Source organism: Phyllobacterium myrsinacearum, assembly GCF_014138285.1.
Taxonomy (GTDB): Bacteria; Pseudomonadota; Alphaproteobacteria; order Rhizobiales; family Rhizobiaceae; genus Phyllobacterium; species Phyllobacterium myrsinacearum_A.
In genome coordinates, this window is the sequence record NZ_JACGXN010000012.1 from 1 (window position 1) to 16,352 (window position 16,352).

The 16,352-nt window shown below is 58.0% G+C and carries 16 protein-coding genes, 1 pseudogene and 1 riboswitch; of the genes and pseudogenes, 2 read left to right on the forward strand and 15 right to left on the reverse strand.

Features of this window, described 5'->3' with window-relative positions:
- A pseudogene (locus tag FHW16_RS28935) lies at positions 1-99 on the forward strand (formyltetrahydrofolate deformylase); the annotation flags it as partial.
- Between the two features lie 2 nt (positions 100-101).
- Here the strand turns inward: FHW16_RS28935 and FHW16_RS23500 are convergent.
- From FHW16_RS23500 to FHW16_RS23570, 15 genes are all read right to left on the reverse strand, one after another.
- Positions 102-1,001: a LysR family transcriptional regulator gene (locus FHW16_RS23500; protein WP_182551726.1), complete on the reverse strand. Its 900-nt coding sequence runs from the start codon at positions 999-1,001 to the stop codon at positions 102-104.
- Positions 1,002-1,059: 58 nt separating this feature from the next.
- Positions 1,060-2,151 (reverse strand): hybrid-cluster NAD(P)-dependent oxidoreductase, encoded by a 1,092-nt coding sequence (locus FHW16_RS23505; RefSeq protein WP_182551727.1) that lies wholly within the window; start codon positions 2,149-2,151, stop codon positions 1,060-1,062.
- A gap of 8 nt (positions 2,152-2,159) precedes the next feature.
- The gene (locus tag FHW16_RS23510) at positions 2,160-3,404 is read right to left on the reverse strand and encodes an aromatic ring-hydroxylating oxygenase subunit alpha (RefSeq protein WP_182551728.1); all 1,245 of its coding nucleotides are present in this window, start codon (positions 3,402-3,404) and stop codon (positions 2,160-2,162) included.
- A 125-nt stretch (positions 3,405-3,529) separates the two neighbouring features.
- A riboswitch (cobalamin riboswitch) is annotated at positions 3,530-3,729 on the reverse strand.
- Positions 3,730-3,840: 111 nt separating this feature from the next.
- Complete coding sequence (locus tag FHW16_RS23515; RefSeq protein ID WP_182551729.1) at positions 3,841-4,551, reverse strand: DUF1868 domain-containing protein; 711 nt, start codon at positions 4,549-4,551, stop codon at positions 3,841-3,843.
- 115 nt (positions 4,552-4,666) lie between these two features.
- Positions 4,667-5,944, reverse strand: a complete 1,278-nt coding sequence (locus tag FHW16_RS23520) for an enolase C-terminal domain-like protein (RefSeq protein ID WP_182551730.1) — start codon at positions 5,942-5,944, stop codon at positions 4,667-4,669.
- A 38-nt stretch (positions 5,945-5,982) separates the two neighbouring features.
- Positions 5,983-6,828: a fumarylacetoacetate hydrolase family protein gene (locus tag FHW16_RS23525; protein WP_182551731.1), complete on the reverse strand. Its 846-nt coding sequence runs from the start codon at positions 6,826-6,828 to the stop codon at positions 5,983-5,985.
- Positions 6,829-6,994: 166 nt separating this feature from the next.
- Positions 6,995-7,729, reverse strand: coding sequence for an SDR family oxidoreductase (locus FHW16_RS23530; protein WP_182551732.1), 735 nt, complete (start codon positions 7,727-7,729; stop codon positions 6,995-6,997).
- Positions 7,730-7,767: 38 nt separating this feature from the next.
- Complete coding sequence (locus FHW16_RS23535) at positions 7,768-8,217, reverse strand: MaoC/PaaZ C-terminal domain-containing protein (RefSeq protein ID WP_182551733.1); 450 nt, start codon at positions 8,215-8,217, stop codon at positions 7,768-7,770.
- Positions 8,218-9,294: a Gfo/Idh/MocA family oxidoreductase gene (locus FHW16_RS23540; protein ID WP_182551831.1), complete on the reverse strand. Its 1,077-nt coding sequence runs from the start codon at positions 9,292-9,294 to the stop codon at positions 8,218-8,220.
- Between the two features lie 210 nt (positions 9,295-9,504).
- A complete protein-coding gene (locus FHW16_RS23545; RefSeq protein WP_182551734.1) occupies positions 9,505-9,834 on the reverse strand; it encodes an L-rhamnose mutarotase in 330 nt (109 codons plus the stop codon).
- Positions 9,835-9,838: 4 nt separating this feature from the next.
- A complete protein-coding gene (locus FHW16_RS23550) occupies positions 9,839-10,951 on the reverse strand; it encodes a mandelate racemase/muconate lactonizing enzyme family protein (RefSeq protein ID WP_182551735.1) in 1,113 nt (370 codons plus the stop codon).
- 2 nt (positions 10,952-10,953) lie between these two features.
- Positions 10,954-12,051, reverse strand: coding sequence for an ABC transporter ATP-binding protein (locus FHW16_RS23555; RefSeq protein ID WP_182551736.1), 1,098 nt, complete (start codon positions 12,049-12,051; stop codon positions 10,954-10,956).
- Position 12,052: 1 nt separating this feature from the next.
- Positions 12,053-12,916, reverse strand: coding sequence for a carbohydrate ABC transporter permease (locus FHW16_RS23560; RefSeq protein ID WP_182551737.1), 864 nt, complete (start codon positions 12,914-12,916; stop codon positions 12,053-12,055).
- 1 nt (position 12,917) lies between these two features.
- Positions 12,918-13,814, reverse strand: a complete 897-nt coding sequence (locus FHW16_RS23565) for a carbohydrate ABC transporter permease (protein WP_182551738.1) — start codon at positions 13,812-13,814, stop codon at positions 12,918-12,920.
- A gap of 236 nt (positions 13,815-14,050) precedes the next feature.
- The gene (locus FHW16_RS23570; RefSeq protein WP_182551739.1) at positions 14,051-15,367 is read right to left on the reverse strand and encodes an ABC transporter substrate-binding protein; all 1,317 of its coding nucleotides are present in this window, start codon (positions 15,365-15,367) and stop codon (positions 14,051-14,053) included.
- 165 nt (positions 15,368-15,532) lie between these two features.
- Here FHW16_RS23570 and FHW16_RS23575 point away from each other — a divergent pair, with 165 nt between their 5' ends.
- The gene (locus FHW16_RS23575) at positions 15,533-16,336 is read left to right on the forward strand and encodes an IclR family transcriptional regulator (RefSeq protein ID WP_182551740.1); all 804 of its coding nucleotides are present in this window, start codon (positions 15,533-15,535) and stop codon (positions 16,334-16,336) included.
- The last annotated feature ends 16 nt before the right edge of the window (positions 16,337-16,352 follow it).

Consider the following 16,352-nt stretch of genomic DNA (forward strand, 5'->3'; position numbering starts at 1 on the left):
ACCGGCCGCGATATTGAAAGCCGGGTTCTGGCACGGGCGGTGAAGAAACACCTCGAATCCCGCGTCATGCTCAATGGGCACAAGACAGTGGTGTTTTAGACCTAAAATTTTTCGAACATCTGCGTGATAAGAGTGCCAACATGCTGGACGGCGCGATCCTGATCGCGCCGCACATGCCAGGCCAGATGCAGCATGAAGCTCTCAACAGGGATAGGCGGCTCAAACACCGCAAAACTTTCCTCGGCATTGGCCGGAAGACACAGCCGCGGGATCATGGCAATCAGGTCGGATTCAGCCACCAACGGTGGCACAAGCAGGAAGCTCGGAACAACGATACCGACCCGGCGCTCCCTGTTGTATTTGGCCAGTGCTTCGTCCAGCGCACCGCGTGTCTCGCCCCGGCCTGATACAAGCACATGCGGGAATTCGAGCCAGCGATCCAAAGTAAAGCTCATTGCCGCCGGATGATCCTTACGCATCACCACCGCATAGTGCACGTCGAGCAAATTCCGGCGCTGGAATGAGACATCCACCTTCGGAAACACGGAAATAGCCAGATCAATCGCGCCCTTGGCCAATCCATCCAACGCTTCAGCCGCGCTATGCCAGGGCTGGACGACCAGATCGATACCTGGCGCCGATTCTGTCAACTTCTTATGCAGCGGGCCGACAATCGTCACAGCCGGATGATCCGACATGATGATGCGCACCGTCTGACGCACTGTTGCCAGACCAACCACGGGAGGATCGAGCACAACGGTGATGCCCACCAACAGGTTCTTGATCGGTACACGCAGCGATTCCGCCTTTGGCGTCAGCCGCATCATGCCCTTGCCGCGTTCAAGCAATGGATCGCTGAAAAGATGGCGGCAGCGGTCGAGCGCGCTCGACGTGGCGGGCTGCGACAGGCCAAGCCGCTCCGCTGCCCGTGACACATGCGCTTCATCCAAAAGCGCATCGAGCACGACCAGCAGGTTGAGGTCGACGGAACGTAAATTCATGTGCTGGATAGTAGCACAGATATTTTATCAAAATGAAGAATATCGGACGACCAAGCGCTCAGGCTTCGATCTCCACATTGCCCAAAGGTTTTGTGCAGCAGGCGAGGACAAAACCCTCATCGATTTCCTCGTCGAGAATACCGCCATTGTGATCCATTTCGGATTTACCCGAGATTTTCATCACCTTGCATGTACCGCATAGGCCGGATTCGCAGGCGGCGGCAATCCGGATTCCTGCGCCGCGTGCCGCCTTGAGGATCGTATCGCCCGGCATGCACGGCACGTCCATACCCGACATGGAAAAGGTGATCATCGCCGAAGCTTCCACGGCGTCAGTGGAAATCACGTCGAATGCAGGCAGAACCGGCTCGGCAGCCGGGCCAAAGCTCTCCTGATGATACTGCGCCATGTCGAAATCATTGGCTTCGAGCATGGTGCGCACATCACGCATGAAACCCTCGGGTCCGCAGCAGAAGATTGTCCGGTCCTTGAAGTCAGGCGACAGCAGCGGCAGCTTGGGTGCTTCCAGCCGCCCGCGAATTCCGGTCCAGACCTGCCCCATCTCATGTTCCTTGATGAGGAACGACAGTTTCAGATTGGGCATGCAGCTCGTGAGATATTCGAGTTCCTTGCGGAAAATGATATCGCTGGGCCGGCGGGCGCAGGTGACAAAGCTGATATCGCTTTGCGGTGCGCAATCATGCATCCAGCGGGTCATCGACATCATCGGCGTGATTCCGGACCCCGCGGATATGAACAGGTACTTTTCACCCGGATGCTTGCGCATGGAGAAATCGCCCAGCGGGCCAAAAGCCTTCAGGCGGACACCGGGCGTCAGGTGATCCAGCATCCAGCGGGTGCCGATGCTGCCCTCCTGCGCTTTCACCGTCACGGCAATGGTGAATGGCCGTGACGGGCTGGATGACAGCGTGTAGGTGCGCAGGACAGCTTCGGGCTGCGTCGGCAGCTCGAAGGTCATGAACTGGCCCGGCTCGTAACGGAACCAGTTCTGGTTGTCGGAACGGAATGTGAAGGTCTTCACATTCGGCGCTTCCTCAATGATCGACAGACACTCCAGCAGATGCAGCCGGTCATTCCACGGCTGCATCTGGTCGAGGTGCGGGTAAGACTGAGGAACGCCCATGTTCATTGTGTACCTTATGCTACCTTGCTGAGCCGCGTATCGCCGCCGGAGAGGCGTTCTTCCATGAACCTGCAGTACCATTCGAGGAACTGCAGCACACCGCCTTCATGCTCGGTCGAATAGGGACCGGGTTCATAGGCGGGCGAGCGGATGCCGAAGGCGTTTTCTTCAACGATGCGGCGGTCCTGATCGTTGGTTTCCGTCCAGACGTGCGTCAGTTCTTCAAGGTTATAATCCACGCCCTCGACGGCATCCTTGTGCACCAGCCACTTGGTCGTGACCTGCGTTTCATCCGGGCCGAGCGGCAATACACGGAATGAGATCGCATGGTCACCAAGAATGTGGTTCCAGGTGGTCGGATAATGGAACAGCAGCAGCGAACCGATCTGCTTCTCGTTGACGGTATCGCTGAGCTGCCTGCCGACGGCCCGGCGTCCGGTCATTGTATAGCTTTCCGAATCACGCAGCAGCGGCACACGGGTGGCGCGGTACTGGCCATCGTCGGACATGCGGAAAGTGCTTGGGAGGCCCGCAGCTTCGCAACGCTGCCAATGCTGTGCGATCTCAGGATCATCACCTGCACCCTGCACACCGGTCACGCTGGGCGCTTCCGGGAACGTCTTGCACAGTTCCGGATGATTGGCGACGCAGTGATAGCACTCGCGATTGTTTTCCCAGACGAGTTTCCAGTTGCCCTTTTCGACGATGGTGCTCTGATAGGCAACCTTGGTCTCGGTGAGGCGATGCGGCGCAAGATAGGGTTCGATCAATGCGCGCGTTGCGCTGAAATCGATCGGATTCTGAGCGAGGCAGATGAAGACATAGCCGCCGACACTTTCACACGCGACCGGCTTCAGGCTGTGCTGGCTCGGGTCAAAATCATCGCCCATCTGGCGCGCAAACAACAGGCGGCCATCCAGCTCATAAGTCCACTGGTGATAGGGGCAGACGAGCTTCGCCGATGTACCGCGCTCGGCCGCGCAGACGCGCGAACCGCGGTGACGGCAGGAATTGTGAAAGGCACGGATCTGGCCCTGACGGTCACGCACGATGACAACCGGATAGTCACCAACCTGCACCGTGAAGAAATTGCCGGGCTTGGCGACTTCGCAATCATGGCCGATGAACAACCAGTCGCGATAGAAGATATTCTCCATATCCAGGCGGTAATAGTCCGGATCGGAATAGAATGCCTGTTCGAGGCCGTAGCCGGGTTTCCGGTTTTTCAGGTTCCGGAGCAGTTCGTTGCGTATATCCATGTCGTGTCCTCGCCTCAATGTTGCGAAAGAACTGACTGGTGGTGACGGAGGAAGAACGCCTACACGGTCAGCCATTGGCCAATACCCGCACAGAATCATGCTCCTTGATCGCCCACCGCGATCAGTCGGTTTTCAGTACCGAGGCTGGTTTCCGGGCTCTGGAGTTGCCGTTTCGGCGATCACGACGCCTTCCCGGGCTGTGACCCAGTGGCTGTTATGCCGTGTTTCACTCCACTACCGTTGCGGGGGCAGCGCCGGGTTTCCGACCGGCTTCCCAATTCTCCGCTTCCCTAGAAAAAGCGGCACCTCAAGTAGCTTGATAAAAGCATTCGGCATGAAAAAAGAATAGGTGCGGAAACGACATCCCATTTACGTAAGACGACACTCAAAGGCAGTGTACACTATGTCGCAGATTGGCGATCAAATTACCTCTGGTTCAATCCAGAACGACCAGTTCTTCAAAGTGGTTCATATCCACGAAACTGCAGAAGGCCGGCGGGTTGAGCGCAATGATCGGTGCATCACGCTTTATCGTAGCAAGACAATCGTCCAGAAGTTCCTGCCATGCGCCCAGCCTTGAGTCGGGAAAACGCTCGATCGTATAGGCCAGGGTGATGTGAAACACATAGGTGTCGTGATCAGGATGCCTATATCCGAACGGCACCGCCAGTTCGTCACGCCATGCACGCATGAGACGCTCGTCATATTCACTCGCACCCGCCACCGTCAGACCGGCAGGCGTGACGTCGACGACCTGCACGTTGAACGGCCCGCATCCCTCGAAATTCTGCAGGCGATCCACATAAAGCTGTGTCATGTCATCGATGCTGGTTTCAAGCGACACGTTATCCGGCCAGAAAAGCGGGCGTCGGCGATACTCTATAATGCCCTGAAACAGGGTCATATGCAGGCTGGAGACAGGTGTAAAGGCAAGTTGCCCGGAATCAGGCATCGCCAGCATCCGTTCGCGCACGGCAATGACGGCAGCTTCCGACTCGGAGCCTTTCACCAGATGGCAGACCACCGTATTGCCCGGTTCGACCTGAAAAGTGCCTGCGGTGTCGTAGCGCCTGCCGAGATGGACAGGCGGTTCCGAATGCAGGCTGGCAGCAAAGCGGGCAAGTGAAGGTTTGATCAGGTCGAGCATGGGAACCCCGTGACGAGAGAATACTGGTACCGCATGCCAGCGGGACTCACCGGCATGCAACGGATTCCATGGCCATAAGACAGCTCTTTGTCAGGCAGATGAAGCCAAACCCCTTTTATGGCCGGTAGAGATATTCCTCGATCGACGCCTGTTTCATTTCAATCGAGAAACCCGGCAGCGACGGCGGCATATAAGCGGCATCCTGAATATTGCAGGGATCGACAAAATGCTCGTGCAGATGGTCGACATATTCGATCACCCGACCCTCTTTCGTGCCGGATACGGCGATATAGTCGATCATCGACAAATGCTGCACATACTCGCACAGGCCGACGCCACCCGCATGCGGCCAGACGGGAAGTTCATATTTCGCGGCAATCAGCAGCACGGCCAGCACTTCGTTGAGGCCGCCCATACGGCATGAATCGATCTGCACCACATCGATGGCGCCTTCGGCAATGAACTGCTTGAACATGATGCGGTTCTGGCACATCTCGCCCGTCGCAACTTTGACTGGCTTGATGGCCTGCCTGATCTTGCGGTGACCTGCCACATCGTCCGGGCTAGTCGGCTCTTCAATAAAGAACGGTTTGACGAAGGCAAGCTTGTTAACCCAGTCGATGGCCTCATTGACCTCCCAGACCTGATTGGCATCGATCATCAGAATGCGGTCCGGCCCGATCACCTCGCGGGCAATGGTCAAACGGCGGATATCATCTTCAAGATCGCGCCCGACCTTCATCTTGATGTGGTTGAAACCGGCATCAATGGCTTCCTGACAGAGGCGGCGTAGCTTTTCATCGGAATAGCCGAGCCAGCCTGCCGATGTGGTATAGCAGGGATACCCTTCCGCCTGCAGCGTGGCGATCCGTTCCTTCTTGCCCTTCTCTGCCGTGCGCAGGATGTTGAGCGCTTCTTCGCGTGTCAGCACGTCGGTCAGGTAGCGGAAGTCGACGATATTGACGATCTCTTCCGGCGTCATCTCGCCAACGAGCTGCCAGACCGGCTTGCCGGCTTCCTTGGCGAGGAGATCCCAGACCGCATTGACCACGGCACCCGTTGCGAGATGCATCGCGCCCTTGTCAGGCCCGATCCAGCGCAACTGGCTGTCGCCGGTGATGAAGTGCCAGAAACGGCCGGGATTTTCCTTCACCCAGTCGAGTTCCAGCCCGACAACGAGGTGCTTCATCGCTTCAATCGCGAGGCAGCAGATTTCATTACCGCGACCGATGGTGAAGGTCAGGCCATGACCGGACAGGCCCTTGCTATCCGTATCGAGGATGACATAGGCGGCGGAATAATCCGGGTCCGGGTTCATGGCATCCGATCCATCCAGACTCTGCGAAGTGGGAAAACGGACGTCAAAGACGCGAAGATCGGTAATGCGGGTCACAATATGCCTCTTGAATAATGTTGCGGGGTCGGCGCGGCTCAAACGTCCGAGCGCGCCACCTGTTTCTGGGTGCCAAGACCGTCAATGCCGAGTTCGATCACATCACCTGCCTTGAGATAACGCGGCGGCTTCATGCCCATGCCGACGCCGGGCGGCGTTCCGGTCGAGATGATGTCGCCCGGATGCAGCGACATGAACTGGCTGAGATAGGAGACGAGGAAGGCAACGCCATAGACCATCGTCTTGGTCGAACCATTCTGCATGGTCTCACCATTGACCTTCAGCCACATGCCGAGATTTTGCGGATCGGCTACCTCATCCTTGGTTACCAGCCACGGGCCGGTCGGACCGAATGTGTCGCAGGATTTGCCCTTGGTCCACTGTCCTGCACGCTCCGTCTGGAAGGCGCGCTCGCTGACATCGTGCACGGTGCAGTAGCCCGCGACATAATCCAGCGCTTCGGCCTCGCTGACATATTTTGCCGTGCGGCCGATGACGACGCCAAGTTCAACTTCCCAGTCGGTCTTCTCGGAACCGCGCGGAATGACCAGATCGTCATTCGGGCCTGATATCGCCGATGTGGCTTTCATGAAAATGACCGGCTCCGGCGGAACTGCCATGCCGGATTCCGCCGCGTGGTCGGCGTAATTCAAACCGATGCAGATGAATTTTCCTGTTCCGGCAACGCAGGCACCAAGCCGCGGATTGCCCCCGACGTGTGGAAGGCTCTCCACATCCGAGGTCGACAGCTTTGCCAGCGCCGCTGGATCAAGTGCAGCGCCCGCAAGATCGCTGACCTTGCCTGAGAGATCGCGGATTTGCCCCTTGGCATCAAGCACACCCGGCTTTTCCTGTCCCGGTTCGCCATAACGTAGAAATTTCATCGTCTGTTCCTTCCGATTGCATGGGAGGAGGCTTCTGACAATTCATCCTGATGAGGGAGCTGGTGCGGTTTTCGAGAACCGGAGCGCAGTGGACATTTTCGTCCATGAGCACCGGAAGCGCAGACAACCGCATCAGATGCCCATCAGGGTGGATTGGCAAAGTCTCCTAGACGGTCCAGCCGCCATCAATGTTGTAGGCCTGCCCCGTCGTATAGGTCGCACCGGCGAGATAAACGGCAAGGTCGGCAATTTCTTCCGGCAGGCCGAGACGGCCCATCGGCTGGCGTGCAATAAATGCAGCGCGCGCGGTTTCGTAGTCGCCGCCAGCGCGCATGCGCTGTTCCAGCGACGGGCTTTCCACCGTGCCAGGGCAAATCGCGTTGCAGCGGATGCCTTGCGTAATGTATTCGGCCGCCACGGATTTGGTCAGGCCGAGCACCGCGGCCTTGGTAACACCATAGGCGAAACGGTTCGGCACGCCCTTCACGCTGCTGGCAACCGACGACATGTTGACGATCGCACCATCCCGGCGCTCGATCATCCCAGGCAGAACGGCGCGGATTGTCCTGATCATGGCGCGAACATTGAGATCGAGGGCAAAATCCAGATCCGCATCGGGCATTTCGAGGATGGAACCGCCATGGACGAAACCGGCGCAGTTGAAGAGGACGTCAATCGGGCCGATCTCGCCGATGACCTGATTGACCTCCTCGGTTTTCAAAACGTCCAGTTTACGGGGTTTGATGCCTGCTTCTTTTGGCAGCGCATCGAGCAATTGCTGATTGATATCAGTGGCATGGACGATCGCGCCCTCTCGCGCGAAAGCCAGTACCGAAGCCCGGCCGATGCCCTGCCCTGCAGCTGTGATCAAAACCCGCTTGCCTGCAAGCTTACCTGTCATTTCAAACCTCCATTTGGCACATCAAGGTGCCCGTCATATCAATTTGTTTTGCGCTCGGCGATCAGGATGTGATCTGCCGCGAGCACAACTTCGTCACGTTGATTGAGAACCTCGCAGCGCTCGACCACGCGTCCGCTGCCTGACCGTTTCGGATCATCCTCCTTGGCGCTGATGGTCACGCGCGTGCGAATCGTATCGCCGATGAAAACCGGACGCACGAAGCGCAAACGGTCATAGCCGTAGGAAAACGCCACCGGATTGATGAGGCTTGCGGTCAAGCCGACACCGATGGAGAAGATCATCGTTCCATGGGCGACCCGCTGGCCGAACGGCGTGGTCTTGGCAAACTCCGCATCCATATGATGCGGGAAGAAATCACCGGTATGGCCCGCATGAACAACGAAATCAGTTTCCGTTATTGTCCGTCCAGTTGTCATGCGGACGTGACCGATTTCATAATCCTCGAAATAGATGGCTTGCTCAGACATTCAAGCCTCCGGCTTTCGCGCCAGCGGTGTCGCTGGCGATGCACTTGATTGATAGGCGGCCTCGACCAGCGCCATGGTATGCCAGGCGTCTTCAACCGAGCTGACCAGCTCCTTGTCCTCGCCGCTGGCAAACCGCTGCAGATTGGCCATGCGCCCGACAAAGGCATCGGGGAACCATGCACCCTGCAAGGGAACGTTGATCCAATCGGAGCCACCTTTCGGGTAGATCATCAGCTCGTCCGGCTCGCCGCGTGGATAATCGAGATTGACCCCGAGCTTCACATAGGCGGCGCCTTCCGTGCCGCTGATGCGGAACTCGCAGGCCTGAAATCTTCGGCCGAATTTGTGGTCATGATTGATCGACAGCGAGCAGCGCACCTGATCGCCATAGTCGAGGATCGCGCTCGTCCGTGTCTGCGCCACCGTGTGACCAGGATGTCCCAGCGTTTTGGCATGTACGCCCAGCGGATTGCCGAGTATCTGACGGATCACATCGATGTAATGGATCGAGTGCATGGCAATCTCGACACGCGGCAAGTCGGCCAGGAATGGCCACAGCGACCATGGCGTGTCCAGCGCCAGCCAGGCGTCAAAATCGACAACCTCGCCCAGCCAGCCCTGCGCGATCGCATCTTTCAGCGCCAGCATCATCGGGGCAAACCGCAGCTGGAAATTGACGGCAGCGGTGATGTTCCGGTCCCGGCATATGCCGAGAATTTCCGAGGCTTGCGCCAGATCGCTGCCCATGGGCTTCTGGATCAGGGCAAAGGAGCCCTCCGGCAGGGCCTTCAGCACATCCGCGTGGCGCGCGGGAGGCGTGGCCAGATCGAAGATGGCATTCTCCACTGCCGCAGCTTCAGCCACCGATGCATAGGCGGTCACATTCCATTCAGCGGCAATTTTCGCCGCCTTGGCCTGATCGGGATCGAACAGGCCGGCAATCGGAAAGCCGCCTTTTCTGTAGGCCGGATAATGCGCATCACCGACGATGCTACCCGCCCCGAAGGTCACGATGGGGCGAGGCTTGGCCGGAAGCGGCCAGCTCTGCTGCAGGGTAATTGGGTTAAAGGGTTTTATAGCGAGTGTTTCCAAGCCTCAGACACCCCTCTCTGGGCTGTCGCCCATCTCCCCCGCAAGGGGGGAGATCACATCGACATCAAAGCTTTCGCCCACTTTGCAATGTCTCAGAACCGATCGAAACAGTAATGAAGGCTGATCTCCCCCCTTGTGGGGGAGATGCCCGACAGGGCAGAGGGGGGTGAAAGGACGATTGTTCATTTGTATTCCTCAGTCCAGATGGAAGACTTCATCCATCATCGCCCACCATTCGCCCGGCGCGCGCGTTTCCAGCGGCACCTGACAGGGCATGCAGACGTCCCACCATTCCTTGTTCTTCGGATCGGCAGCCATTCTGGCCATATCCGCGTCAAAATCTGTGCCGTGATATTCCCACGTGCCGAACAGGATATTCTCCGGTTCGCGCAGGAAGATCGTGTAGTTGCGGATATTGCAGCTTGAAATAAGCGCGAGGATTTTCGGCCAAACGGCCGCGTGCAGGCGCTTGTATTCCGCCACCTTGTCACCGTTCAGCCCGATCATCATGCCCATGCGCTGCATTTTCTCAGCTCCGGATTTCCGTGGTGAATTCATCGATGCTGCGTGCCTTCACCGCATCCCAATCCCAGTCGATGCCGATGCCCGGTTCGGACGGGGCAATGGCATAGCCATCTTCGATGCGCATCTGAGTCCGTGTGAGGTCGTCCAGTTGCGGAATATATTCGACATACTTGCCATTCTGCACCGCGCAGGTGAGGCTGACATGCAGCTCCATGAGAAAGTGCGGGCAAACCGGCATGTCGAAACTTTCAGCAGTATGCGCCACTTTCAGCCATGGCGTGATCCCGCCGATGCGGCCCACATCCACCTGTACGATGGAGCAGGCGCGCTTTTGCATGTACTCGCGGAAATGCCGGATCGAATAGAGCGACTCGCCCACGGCAATTGGTGTCTGCGTTGCCGAGGACAGCCGCACGTGGCCATCAATATCATCAGCCGGCAGCGGTTCTTCCAACCAGGCGAGATCGATGTCACGCAGCACATGCGAGCGCCGGATAGCTTCATCCAGCGTAAAGCCCTGATTGGCATCGGTCATGATCTCGAAACCGGCTCCGACGGCATCACGCACCGCCGACAGGCGGTCAAGGTCTTCGGACCCGTGCGGACGGCCGATCTTCACCTTGGCACCCTTGAAGCCCTTGGCTTTCGCCTGCAAGGCATCATCCACCAGCGCCTGCTTTTCGATATGCAGCCAGCCCCCCTCCGTGGTGTAGAGCGGGCAGCGATCTTTCGCCCCGCCCGCGAGCTTCCACAGCGGCAGGTTCTGCTTCTTCGCCCGCAAGTCCCACAGGGCAATATCGATGGCGGCGAGCACAATGGCCGTGATCGCGCCGATGGTCGTCGCGTGGGTGGCAAACTCAAGGTCGCGCCAGATAGCTTCGATCTGGTCGGCATCCTTGCCGAGCAGACGCGGTACCAGATGATCCGACAGCAGCCGCATCACCGAGGACCCACCAGTGCCGATCGTATAGCTATAGCCCGTGCCAACGGCACCATCGCTGTCGGTTATGGTGACAATCGGCGTCTCCTGCGAGACAAAGCTCTGGATGGCATCGGTCCGCAGCACTTTCGGCGGCAGATCTACCATTCGCAATTCAACGCGTTCAATTTTGGCCATGATCAGCTCCGCAGTGTTTTGCCGGTTTCAGCCGAGAAGAGATGCGCCTGCGACAGGTCGAAGCTCAGCTTGATGGTCTCGCCCGCCGCCAGCGGGCGCGGATTGAGCATGCGCGACACCCATTCCTTTTCACCCAGTGTGATGAACACCAGTGTCTCGTTGCCGAGCGGCTCAGTGATTGACACGGGCAGCGAAAGCTCATGTACGTCGGTTGCTTCACCGGAACTGAGACCATGGCCGGTCGGATAGATATCATCAGGGCGCAGGCCGAAAATGACCTTTTCGCCCGCAACCACCTTGTTACGGAATTCGATGGGCAGAGGCAGGCTCTGGCCGCCCTTCAGCACCAGCCTGCCGCCATCGACGGTGGCTTCGTTAAGGTTCATCGGCGGCGAGCCGATGAAACCCGCAACAAAGCGCGTGGCCGGACGCTTGAACACTTCCTCCGGCGTGCCAACCTGCTCGATATGGCCGTCCCGCATAATGACGATGCGGTCGGACAGTGTCATGGCCTCCACCTGATCGTGCGTCACATAGATCATCGTCGCCTGCACCTTGGCATGTAGACGCTTGATTTCGGTCCGCACCTGCGTGCGCAGCTTGGCATCGAGATTGGACAGGGGTTCGTCGAACAGGAACACTTCCGGCTTGCGCACGATGGCGCGGCCCATGGCGACACGCTGGCGCTGTCCGCCTGACAGTTGCGACGGACGCCGGTCCATGTACTTTTCCAGATCGAGAATGGCAGCGGCCTCGTTGACACGCTGGTCAATCTCGGACTGCTGGACCTTGCCGATCTTCAGCGAGAAGCCCATGTTCTCGCGCACGGTCATGTGCGGATAGAGCGCGTAGGACTGAAACACCATCGAGATGTTGCGGGCGCGCGGCGGCAGGTCGTTGACCGGCTTGCCACCGATTTCGATCACGCCATCGCTGATGTCTTCCAAACCGGCAATCATGCGCAGTGTCGTCGACTTGCCGCAGCCGGACGGCCCGACCAGCGCGATGAATTCGCGGTCCTTCACCTCAAGATCAATGCCATGCACGACGGCCACATTGCCGTAGCGCTTGACCAGCTTTTTCAGGGTTACGGGTGCCATTTTAACCTTTCACCGCGCCGAACGTCAGTCCGGACACAAGATGCTTTTGAATGATGAATGTGAGTGTCAGCGCCGGAACGATCATGACCACGGCAAGCGCGCACATGCCGCGCCAGTCAATGGTGAATTCCGACGTATAGTCGAGCAGCCCAACGGGAAGTGTCTTCGAATTGACCGAGCGGGTGATCTGCGCTGCCAGCGCATATTCATTCCACGAGGTAAGGAAGGCAAAAATACCGGCGGATGCAATACCCGGGCCGGCCAGCGGAAATTCCACCTGCCAGAAAGCCTGCCAGCGCGTGCAGCCGTCGATCTGCGCGGCCTCCGCCAGATCCTTCGGCACCTGACGGAAGAAACCGTCGATGAGCCAGATCGTGAAAGGCACATTGAGGGCCACATAGATCAGGATCATGGAAAAGTGGGTGTCGATAATATTGAGGCGGGCGAAGATCATGAACAGCGGCAGCGACAACGCAATGCCGGGCACCGCGCGGGTCAGCATGAAGCCGAGAAAGATCGCCGACTTGCCCTTGAATTTGTAACGGGCAAACGCATAGCCGCCAGCCATGCCGATGATGAGCGCAATGATGGTCGAGGTAACAGAAATGATCAGCGAATTGCGGAAATACTCCCAGACCGGAATGCCGCCCTGCCCGGCACCGCCGAACATATTGCGGTAGGCATCGAGCGAAATATCCTGCGGAATCCAGACGGGCGGCTTGGCCATGATTTCCACCGTCGGGCGCAGTGAATTCAACACGATCCACAGGCCTGGCAGGCAGATAACCAGCATGGCAAGAAACAGACCGACGAGATGCAGGGCTTTCAGACCGCGGCGCTTGAGGCGATGTGCGTTGTTGTCCATCTTACCACTCCGCTCCGATTTGCTGGCGCGCAGCTGCGAGCTTTCTGAAGAAATACACGGTGAACACGATGGAGAGCAGGATCGAGATATAGGCCATGGCATTGGCCATACCCATGCGCGCATCGCTGTAGGCCGTCCGGCCGACCAGCGTCCACAAAAGCTCCGTGCGCTTGGCGGGACCGCCATCGGTCATGATCTTGACGATGTCGTAGGCGCGGGCCACGTCGAGCGACCGAATGGTCATGGCGATCATTGCGAATGGCATGAGATAGGGCCAGGTGACATAGCGGAAGGTCTGCCACGGCGTGCAGCCGTCGACACGCGCCGCCTCGACAGGCTCCTGCGGCATGGCAAGCAGACCAGCCAGGATCAGGATCGCGAAAACCGAAGTCGAGGACCAGACCTCGGCGACGATGATGGAGAACAGCGCGAGATTGCCGTCGATCAGCCACGGTATGGCCGATGTGGTTATCCCCAGCGACTGCAGCACATTGTTGACGAAGCCGATATTGTCATTGAACAGGAACTTGAACTGGAACCCGACGAGCACCGGCGAGAACATCATCGGGAACATCATCAGCGTGCGCAAAAGGCGCTGGCCACGCGTCGCCTTGTTGACCAGCATGGCAAGCCCGAGACCGAGAAACATCTCCGCATTCAGCGCCACGGTCAGAAGCAGGACAGTGCGCCCGAACGCCGTCCAGAATTCCATATTGGTTAGCGCACTCACATAATTGCGGAAACCGATGAAAATCCAGATCGTCTCAGGCTTGGTCAGCCGGAACGGCGTAAAACTGGAATAGAGCGAAAACAGCAATGGCAGGACGATGACCGCAGCCAGAACGATGATCGCAGGCAACAGCAGGAGCGTCGGCGCTGATAGTTTGGGAAATTTCATCTGGAATATGGGCCTTTTAATCTCTGTTCTCGGGTAAGTGTCATGCGTCACCCCCCTCTGGGCTGTCGCCCATCTCCCCCGCAGGGGGGAGATCACATCGACATCAACACTTTCGCTTTTATTGCAACATCTCAGGACTATTCGAAACCACGGTGAAGGCTGATCTCCCCCCTTGCGGGGGAGATGCCCGACAGGGCAGAGGGGGGTAGATATTCAATGCCCCATCTCAAATCGCATCAGAGCTTGCCGGCATCCTTCAGGATGTCGGTTGCCTTCTGGGCAGCGGTGTCGAGTGCTTCCTTGGAGGTCTTGTCCCCAAGAATGGCAGCCTGCAGTTCCGGATAGACAGCGTTGGAAATCTCGATCCATTCGGCAAGTGGCGGAACCGGGAAAGCGTTCTTCGCTGCTTCCTGGAAAGCGGCCAGAACTTCGGTCTTGTAGGCATCGCCCTTGGCCTGCTCGATATCCCAGGCCCAGACAGCCGTGCGCGTCGGCAATGGACCAGCCTTGGCTTCCAGCTTCTGGCTGTCTTCATTCGTCAGCCACCAGACGAGGGAAGCGGCTGCTTCCTTGTTGGCGCAGGCCTCGGTCACCGAGAAACCGTGACTGCCGGACCAGCCGGTCCGCTTGCCGGAAGACCCAGCCGGCTGCACCTTGACGCCAACATTTCCCGCGACCTTGGAGGATTTCGGGTCGTTGAAGAACGTTGCCCAGCCCGGCCAGTCCAGATTGATGGCGATGGAACCAGAGGCAAAGCCCTGGCCGAGATCATCCCAGAGATAGTTGGTTGTTCCGGCGGGAACTGCCTTGGCCTTGTAGAGATTGACGAACCAGTCGAGCGCCTTGACGCCTGCTGGCGAATTGAAGGCGGGTTTGCCGTCCTTGTCGATGTACTCACCACCCTCGGCAACCAGCATTTCATAGAATCGGCCGTTGATCGCCTCTTCCTTGCCGGCAAACTGCGTGCCGTAGAAATCCGGCGCCTTGGTGAAGAACAGCGCCTGGTCCGACACCTGCTGCCAGGTATCCGGCGGCGTCAGATCATAACCATACTTTGCCTTGAACGCCGTCTTGTTGGCTTCATCGGCATAGATGCTCTTCTGATAATACAGCGCCGAAACATCGAACTGGGCGCGCGGCAGCATGACAAGCTTGCCGTCAAGCGTCGAGGCCTTGATGTTGGCGGGAACGAAAGCTGCAATTTCCTCGGCGGGAATAAGCTGCGTCAGATCCGTATAGATATCGGGATATTGCGGCGCAAAGGAGGAGTGGTTTGAACCGACGCACCATTTCAGACTGCCCGAAGCGATGTCTGACTTGATCTCCTTGTCGAGCTCGAAGTGATTCTTCTTCGACAGGATGTTGACCTTGGCACCGGTCAGCTTTTCCCACTCGCCGATACGCTCGTAAAGCGGTTCATACTGCTGTCCGCCGATAAGCTTGGCATCGATGGTCACGCCTTCAAACTTGCCCGGCAACTCCGCGCCAATGGCAAAACTTGTACTCAAAAGCGCGATGGCACCCGCCGAAACACTGGCCAAAAGCTTCTTCATGTTATTCCTCCCGATCCCACAGTGCCGCCTCCCGGCACTTTCTTTCACCCATATATGGGCGTGTCATTCATATACAAACATTATGCGGCTTGACCGTCAAGCGCGGAAACGCTTTCCTATGAAGATAATCTTCGTATATGCATTGAGTGAAACGAGGGGATAGCCATGTTAGAAGAAGACGACAGCGACCGGTATCGCGCCCCGGCACTCGACAAGGGATTGGACATTCTCGAGCTGCTTTCGGGAATCGATGGCGGTCTCACCCAGGCTGAAATCGCCAAACATCTGGGCCGCAGCCCCAATGAGTTCTACCGCATGCTGGACCGGCTCGTCCGGCGCGGCTATGTCACGCGGCTTGAGGGTGATCGCTATTCCCTGACATTGAAGCTCTTCGGCCTCGCCCAGCTTCATGCCCCCGTTCGACGGCTCGCATCCTATGCCACACCGCTGATGCGCGACCTGGCGGTGCTGACCAAGCAGGCCAACCAGCTCAGTGTCTTCGACCGAGGCGCCGCCGTCGTCATTGCCCAGCAGGAAGCGCCCGACTATTGGGGCATCTCCATCCGCGTCGGCTCTCATATCAGCCTGTTCAACACTGGCTCCGGTCATGTTCTTCTGGCATTCCGTTCCGACGAGGAACGCGCGATGATGATCGCTGAATACGAAAAACATGCCGATGACATTGCGCAGCCATCCGATTTTCGCGAGCGTCTCGACCATATCCGCGAGCGCGGTTATGAGATCATGCCCAGCGCCCAAACGGCAGGTGTGTTCAATATTTCCGCGCCTATTCTCGGACCGGACGGCCGCTCCATCGCCGCCTTGACCTGCCCCTATATCAAGCTCCTGAATATCCCCGACGCGCCCGATGTGGATGAGGCTCGCGAGATGCTGGTGACAACGGCGCAAAAACTGTCAGAACTGGCGGGTGCCGACGTCATCCATTCCAGCGTTGTGAAGCATACGTAGACGGGAGAGATTTCTG

Bases quoted from the DNA above. Each gene is read 5' to 3' on its own strand.
- FHW16_RS23560 (WP_182551737.1), bottom strand. From the start codon at position 12,916: ATGGACAACAACGCACATCGCCTCAAGCGCCGCGGTCTGAAAGCCCTG.
- FHW16_RS23500 (WP_182551726.1), bottom strand. From the start codon at position 1,001: ATGAATTTACGTTCCGTCGACCTCAACCTGCTGGTCGTGCTCGATGCG.
- FHW16_RS23575 (WP_182551740.1), top strand. From the start codon at position 15,533: ATGTTAGAAGAAGACGACAGCGACCGGTATCGCGCCCCGGCACTCGAC.
- FHW16_RS23545 (WP_182551734.1), bottom strand. From the start codon at position 9,834: ATGCAGCGCATGGGCATGATGATCGGGCTGAACGGTGACAAGGTGGCG.
- FHW16_RS23565 (WP_182551738.1), bottom strand. From the start codon at position 13,814: ATGAAATTTCCCAAACTATCAGCGCCGACGCTCCTGCTGTTGCCTGCG.
- FHW16_RS23525 (WP_182551731.1), bottom strand. From the start codon at position 6,828: ATGAAATTTCTACGTTATGGCGAACCGGGACAGGAAAAGCCGGGTGTG.
- FHW16_RS23535 (WP_182551733.1), bottom strand. From the start codon at position 8,217: ATGTCTGAGCAAGCCATCTATTTCGAGGATTATGAAATCGGTCACGTC.
- FHW16_RS23505 (WP_182551727.1), bottom strand. From the start codon at position 2,151: ATGAACATGGGCGTTCCTCAGTCTTACCCGCACCTCGACCAGATGCAG.
- FHW16_RS23570 (WP_182551739.1), bottom strand. From the start codon at position 15,367: ATGAAGAAGCTTTTGGCCAGTGTTTCGGCGGGTGCCATCGCGCTTTTG.
- FHW16_RS23555 (WP_182551736.1), bottom strand. From the start codon at position 12,051: ATGGCACCCGTAACCCTGAAAAAGCTGGTCAAGCGCTACGGCAATGTG.
- FHW16_RS23515 (WP_182551729.1), bottom strand. From the start codon at position 4,551: ATGCTCGACCTGATCAAACCTTCACTTGCCCGCTTTGCTGCCAGCCTG.
- FHW16_RS23530 (WP_182551732.1), bottom strand. From the start codon at position 7,729: ATGACAGGTAAGCTTGCAGGCAAGCGGGTTTTGATCACAGCTGCAGGG.
- FHW16_RS23510 (WP_182551728.1), bottom strand. From the start codon at position 3,404: ATGGATATACGCAACGAACTGCTCCGGAACCTGAAAAACCGGAAACCC.
- FHW16_RS23550 (WP_182551735.1), bottom strand. From the start codon at position 10,951: ATGGCCAAAATTGAACGCGTTGAATTGCGAATGGTAGATCTGCCGCCG.